Source organism: Streptomyces sp. NPDC056503 (assembly GCF_042794995.1).
GTDB lineage: Bacteria > Actinomycetota > Actinomycetes > Streptomycetales > Streptomycetaceae > Streptomyces.
In genome coordinates this window covers 93,124-99,123 of sequence record NZ_JBHTST010000010.1, presented here as the reverse complement: position 1 = coordinate 99,123, position 6,000 = coordinate 93,124, and the positions used below count along the sequence as shown (strand labels likewise).

The following is a 6,000-nucleotide window of genomic DNA, read 5'->3' as shown; positions in this document are numbered from 1 at the left end:
CCAAGCAGCAGAGTGCCGAGCAGCAGGTCTCAACGCATCAACAACTGTCCCTTTTCATCCGTACGCGGGTGGGGACGTTCACGTGTACGCCGACAGAAGGTCGACAAGCTCCTCGACCAGGCCCGCAAGCGCGCAGAGAAGAACCAGACCACGGGCAAGTAGCTGTGCCCCGGGGCGGCCGACAGCCGCCAAGCATCACCGGCCGCCCCGGGCTCATCTCCCCTCCCACTCTTTCGAGCAGCAGGAGAACCCCCATCATGACCGAGCCTCTGCCGGAGGCGACGGTGGTCATCCTCGACGACCACCGCGCCGCCCGCACCGACACCGCGCCCATAGACCTCACCAAGTCCGCCGCCCCTGCTGAACCGGCCGAGACCGAGGCGGGTGAGAGCACGGGCGTCGACGTGATCGACCTTCCGGGTAATCCGCTCGCGGACTGGCTGACCGTCCCGGACGGGCCGATCCTGCCGGTGTGGGCCCGGTCGGTGAAGTCTCTGCGCGAGAACACCACCGCCCTGTGCCGCCTGGGGTGGTGGCACGCCCGCTACCACTCGGTCCGCCTCCCGAAGTACCTGTTCAAGACGGTGCTGCTGGCCGCCCGCGGCTTCTACCGGGCCGTGGTCGGCATCTGGCCGACGCTCTCCGCGCAGGAGCAGTCGGCGACCGTGAAGGCCCTCAAGGCCCAGTCCAAGCTGCGTCCCGAGGACATCGACCTGGCGGCCCGGCACCAGGCCGCCTACGCGGAGCGAACCCGGACACGCCAGTGGCGGTTCGGGATCGCCGCCGCCGGTGTCGCGGCCGCCGCGACCGGCATCCTGCTTGCCGACCCGCTCTTGCAGACCGGGATCGGCGCCGCCGTCACCATCCCCCTCGCCCACTTGGGGCGGGGCGAGGAGACGAAGCTTCTGGACCAGGCGGCGCCGCCGCTGCGGGTGGACATGTCCGCGCAGCAGCTCAACGACGCGCTGCGGGCCGCCGGCCTCCTCAAAAGCGGTGGCGGCAAGGACGAGAAGGACCTTCCGCGGGTTTCGTGCACGATGGGCCCCGTCCGCGACGGCCGCGGCTGGTCGGTGATCTTCGACCTGCCCCGGGGCGGCGGGAAGACCGCGTCCGACGTGCTGGCGAAGCGGGAGGTCATCGCGCAGGAACTCGGCGTGGACGAGATCCAGGTCATCATGTCCCGCGTCCGGGCTGCCAACGGCGGCAACGCCGGCCGCGTCTCCATGTGGGTGGCCGACGACGACCCGTACCTGGGCACGCCGAACCCGTCGCCGCTGGAGAAGGCCGAGAAGTTCTCCATCTGGGAGCCGGTCCCCTTCGGGCAGGACGCCCGCGGCACCCGCATCAACGTGCCGGTGATGTGGCAGTCGATGTTCTTCGGCGGTCTGCCCCGCCGGGGCAAGACCTTCACCCAGCGCCTGCTCACCGCCGCCGGCCTGCTCGACCCGTACGTGCGGCACTACGTCGCCGACGGCAAGGGCGGCGCCGATTGGATGCCGATGAAGGCCGTCGCCCACCGCCTGGTCATGGGCGCAGAGGACGACGCCATCGAAGCCCTGAAGGCCATGCTCGCCGAGCTGCTGGGCGAGATGGAGCGCCGCTTCGCGCTGCTGCGGGATCTGCCGACGTCGGTGTGCCCGGAGGGCAAGCTGACCCCGGAGATCGTCGCCCGCTACAACATCCCGGTCATCTTCGTCACCATCGACGAACTCCAGGAGTACTTCACCGCCATGGAACGCGAGGACCGCGAGCAAGTCATCAACGACCTGTGCCGCGTCGCCCGCCGCGGACCGGCCGCCGGGTTCATCTCCAACTTCGCCTCCCAGCGGCCCGACGCCGAGTCCGTGCCCGCCAAGCTGCGGGAGATCATCACCATCCGCTACTCCACCCAGGTCGTCGACCGCACCAGCTCCGACATGGTGCTGGGCAAGGGCAAGGCCGCCCAGGGCGCCGACGCGTCCGTCCTGTCTGAGGAACACAAGGGCGTCGGCGTCCTGGTCACCGGTCCCGCCTCCTACGTGACCGTGCGGGCCGACTACCTCGACGGCCCCACCTTCGCCCAGCTGTGCCGCAAGGGCCGGACCCTGCGCGAGCAGGCCGGACAGCTCACCGGTGACGCCGCCGGAGACGTCACCGCCGCCGCCGACGCGGCCGGGCTCACCGTCCCGCCGATCGTCTCCGACGTCCTGGAAGTCATGCGCCACTCCCCGCGGATGTTCACCACCGACCTGCTCGCCGGGCTCGTGAACATCGACGAGGACACCTACGGCGACTACAACGCCGAGCAGCTTGCCGCCGCCCTCGAAGCCGCGGGCGTGAAGCGCACCAGCAAGCAGGTCAAGATCAGCGGCAGCAACGGCGCCGGGTACCAGCGCCGCGACATCGAAGCCGCCGTGCCCGCCGAGATCCTCCTGTCGGCCGGCCGGTAGAGGGGTCCCCCTCTACCCACCCCAAGATCACCCACCCCGATACGGGCCCTCCCGCACCATCCGGCAGGGGCCGTGAAGTAGCGGGGGCCCTTTACCCCGGTCATGGGGGCGGTAAGGGCCTCTGACCTGCAAGGTAAGGCCGGTAAAGGGGGCCTGTCCGGCCTCTGCCGCACCTCTCTGAGGGCCGGTTTCTGGGGGCTGGACGCCCCAGGAGCGTTTGGGACCGGCAGCCACCCGCCTGTCGGCAGACCCCCGAAGGTAGGCCCTCGCCAGCGCAGCCGCCGGTCCATGTCCCCAAGCTTGCGAGCACCCGAGGCCCCCGCAGCCTCCCACTCACCCACCCCAGCCATCAACGGAGTTCCGTCATGGCCGTCACCGTCTCGCTCATCCTCCTGTTCGGCATCGCCCTGTTCTTCCTCCTGCGCTCCAGAGAACTCAGCCCCGGTGCCGCCTTCATCGCCGCCATGTTCGGCTTTCTCCTCGCCTCCACCGGCGCCGCCACCCCCATCAACCACCTCACCACCGCCCTCGCCGAAGCCCTCTCCAACCTCTGAGGAGACAGGCCATGCCCCGCAAGCCCCCCAACCCCAAGCCCGTCCAGCGCTCCGGGGACGGCCCCGGCCGCTGGAACTACGAGAGCGGCAGCAGCCCCAACACCAGGACCGTCCCGATCGTCCGCCGCCCCCGCCCGACCGCGTCCTGAACGCAAAAAGGCGGCCCCCTCTCGCCAAAGAACCGGGGCCGCCCTCGTTCCAGACCGCCAATCAACGAACTGGAGACACCCAGCATGACCCATCCGATCCCGATCCGACGAGCCCGCGCGGGGGTGACCGCGTGAACAGCCTCTCCATCAACGCCATGGCCCTCGCCGACGGCCGACTCCCCGTCCTGCCCCTCGGCGCCGACAAACGGCCCCTCGGCAACTGCCCGGACTGCACCGATCTCGCGTGCGGCGGCCGGCCGAACATGAAGGTGCCGGGGCCGTGCGTGTGCCCGTGGCCGTGCCACGGCTGGGCCGCCGCCACCACCAACCCGAGCGTGCTCGCTTCCCGCCAGTGGGGGCTGGCATGGCGGCGGGCGCGGGCCATCGGCTACCACCCCGGCGGCGCGAACGTCACCGTCGTCGACCTCGACAACGCCGACGCCATCACCTGGGCCCGCGCCACGCTCCCGGCCACCACGACCGTGACCACCACCCGCGGGGAGCACTGGATCTACTCCGGCACCGTCCGGTCGGTGAACAAGGTGCGGGAGGGTGTGGATATCAAGTCGCTGATGTCCTACGCCCGCTGGCTCGGCCCCGGCACCGGCACCATGGCCGACGTCCCCACCGTCGTCCACCGGCTGGTGGAGGAGAAGCCCGCCGCCCGGCCCGCGCTCCGCGCCGTTACGGTGCCCGTCCCGGCCGGCGGCGGGCGGTGCCCGCACCGCTCGCCGGTCTACCTGGAGCGCGGTATCGCCATGGCGGAGCAGCGGATCACGGCCGCCACGAGTGGGGTGCACGCGACGGTGTACGCCACGTTCCTGGCGGTGCTGTCCGCGCACGGCCGGTGCGGGTGCCTCACCGAGGCCCACATGGGCCGCCTGTTCACCGCCGCGCAGGCCAAGGGCGAGTCGGTCCGGCACTGCACTGACGCCTGGTCCAACGCCACGAAGACGCTGGGGATGTAGCCGTGTCCGAGGACGAGAAGAACCCGGCCCGCGAGGTCATCACCGACTACGCACGGGCCCACTTCCGGTACTTCCGCACCGTCGACGGCACCGTCTACGCCCAGCGCAACGGCCACCCCGTGGCCCGCCCGATCCGCTCCCAGGGCACGACCGGGAGCCACCGGCAGGAACTCATGGTCGGCCTGTTCCGCGACGGGCACGGCGTCTTCAACGGAACCGCCTTGAAGGAGGCACTCGACTTGATCGAAGCACTCGCGCTCACCGAGGACGTCCAGCCCGTCCACATCCGCGTCGCCCCCGGCTTCGACGGCGCCACCTGGCTCGACCTCGGCCGCGACGACGGCCAGTCCGTCCGCATCCACCCCACCGGCTGGGACATCACCATCCCCGACCCCCGCGAAGTCTGCTGGCGCCGCACCCAGCTCACCGGCGAACTCCCCCTCCCGGTCAAGGACACCAACGGCAAGGGCGTCGACCTGCTCATGCGGCTGTGCAACTTCTCCGACGCCCGCGCCGAGTCCCTGGCCCTCGCGTGGCTCGTCGGCTGCCTGGGCCCCGACGTGCCGGTGCCCGCGCCGTTCCTCACCGGTCCACAGGGCGCGGGGAAGTCGACGGCGGGGAAGATGCTGGTGCGGATCATCGAGGGGATGAGCGGCGACCTTCGGCGGGCGCCGAAGGACGAGGAGAACCTGATCACCGCCGTCGCCGCCGGGTGGGTCACCGGCCTGGACAACCTGAGCCACCTCGGCCCGGACCTCTCCGACCTCATGTGCTGCATCGTCACCGGCGCCGAGAACATCAAGCGCGCCCTATTCACCGACGGCGACGTCGTCCGCTCCCGCTACCGCCGGCCGATGCTGCTGACCGGCATCGACGTCGGCGTGATCCGCCCCGACCTCGCCGAACGCCTCCTCCCCCTCCGCCTCGAACGTCCCCGCGTTCGGCGGACCGAGGCGGAACTGTGGGCCGAGTTCGCCCAGGCGCTGCCCGTCATCCTCGGCTCCGTCCTCGACCTGGCCGTCGAGGTCCGCGCCGCCGAGGCCGACATCCCGACCGACCTGCGGATGGCGGACTTCGCCCACCTGTGCGCGCAGCTCGACACCGCCCGCAACTTCGGCGCCCTGGACGCGTACCGGGCCAGCCTGGACGACCTCAACGACGACGTCATCGAGGGCGACCTCCTCGCCCAGACCGTCCTCAAGCACGCCGCCGGCATCGAGCCGGGCACCGACGTGCGGATGACGTCGTCCGAGTGGCTTCACGGCCTGACCCAGCTCTACATCGGCGAAGGGGAGTTCCGGCCTCTGCCCAAGGGCTGGCCCACCACCGGCAAGGTTCTCTCCGACCGCCTCAAGCGCCTCCAGCCCGTCCTCGCCGCCCGCGGCGTCCTCGTCGACTGGGGCCGCACCAAGACCGCCCGCTACATCGAGATGACCCGCCCCAAGCCCACGCAGGACGAGCCGCAGAAGATGTTCTAGGGCGCCTTGCCAGAGGGCCTCAAGGCATTGACCGCTTCGCCCCGGGGCCGTGGTGGCACGGGCCCCGGTGCGATCATGCGACAGGTGAGCAACGAGCTGCCCGAAGGCTGGACGATCGAGCGAGTGCGCGCGGAAGCAGAGGACCCGGAAGCAGTCCTGCTGTCCCTCGACCGGCTGGTCGTGATCGAGGAGCACGGCCGCACGGACTACACCTTGCTCCACCCCGACATCATCCTGGCCCTTCCCTCCTTCAAGATGTGCCTCACGCGCGTTGACAGCGACTGGTACATGGGACATCTCGAACCCGACGGCTCGGTGGTCTGCTGGGCTTCCTACGGCCCCGACTTGGGCACCGTCGTCTGGGGGCTGTGACGAACCAGCCGGTTCAGCCTGATCACCTCTCGCACACCTCGCCCCGCGAG

Annotated in this window: 6 protein-coding genes; all 6 read left to right on the top strand. The window is 70.7% G+C overall.

Annotated features, from left to right (window positions below):
* Window positions 1-257: 257 nt before the first annotated feature.
* The 6 genes from ACFQ8C_RS05445 (at window position 258) to ACFQ8C_RS05420 (ending at window position 5,950) form a co-directional block, all read left to right on the top strand.
* Window positions 258-2,429, top strand: coding sequence for a cell division protein FtsK (locus ACFQ8C_RS05445; protein ID WP_383452496.1), 2,172 nt, complete (start codon window positions 258-260; stop codon window positions 2,427-2,429).
* Window positions 2,430-2,794: 365 nt separating this feature from the next.
* Complete coding sequence (locus ACFQ8C_RS05440) at window positions 2,795-2,983, top strand: hypothetical protein (RefSeq protein WP_383452494.1); 189 nt, start codon at window positions 2,795-2,797, stop codon at window positions 2,981-2,983.
* Between the two features lie 11 nt (window positions 2,984-2,994).
* Window positions 2,995-3,132, top strand: coding sequence for a hypothetical protein (locus ACFQ8C_RS05435; RefSeq protein ID WP_383452492.1), 138 nt, complete (start codon window positions 2,995-2,997; stop codon window positions 3,130-3,132).
* Window positions 3,133-3,287: 155 nt separating this feature from the next.
* Complete coding sequence (locus ACFQ8C_RS05430; RefSeq protein ID WP_383452510.1) at window positions 3,288-4,100, top strand: DNA primase; 813 nt, start codon at window positions 3,288-3,290, stop codon at window positions 4,098-4,100.
* A 2-nt stretch (window positions 4,101-4,102) separates the two neighbouring features.
* Complete coding sequence (locus ACFQ8C_RS05425) at window positions 4,103-5,578, top strand: ATP-binding protein (RefSeq protein ID WP_383452490.1); 1,476 nt, start codon at window positions 4,103-4,105, stop codon at window positions 5,576-5,578.
* A gap of 84 nt (window positions 5,579-5,662) precedes the next feature.
* Entirely contained in the window at window positions 5,663-5,950 is a 288-nt protein-coding gene (locus ACFQ8C_RS05420) for a hypothetical protein (RefSeq protein WP_383452488.1), read from the top strand.
* The last annotated feature ends 50 nt before the right edge of the window (window positions 5,951-6,000 follow it).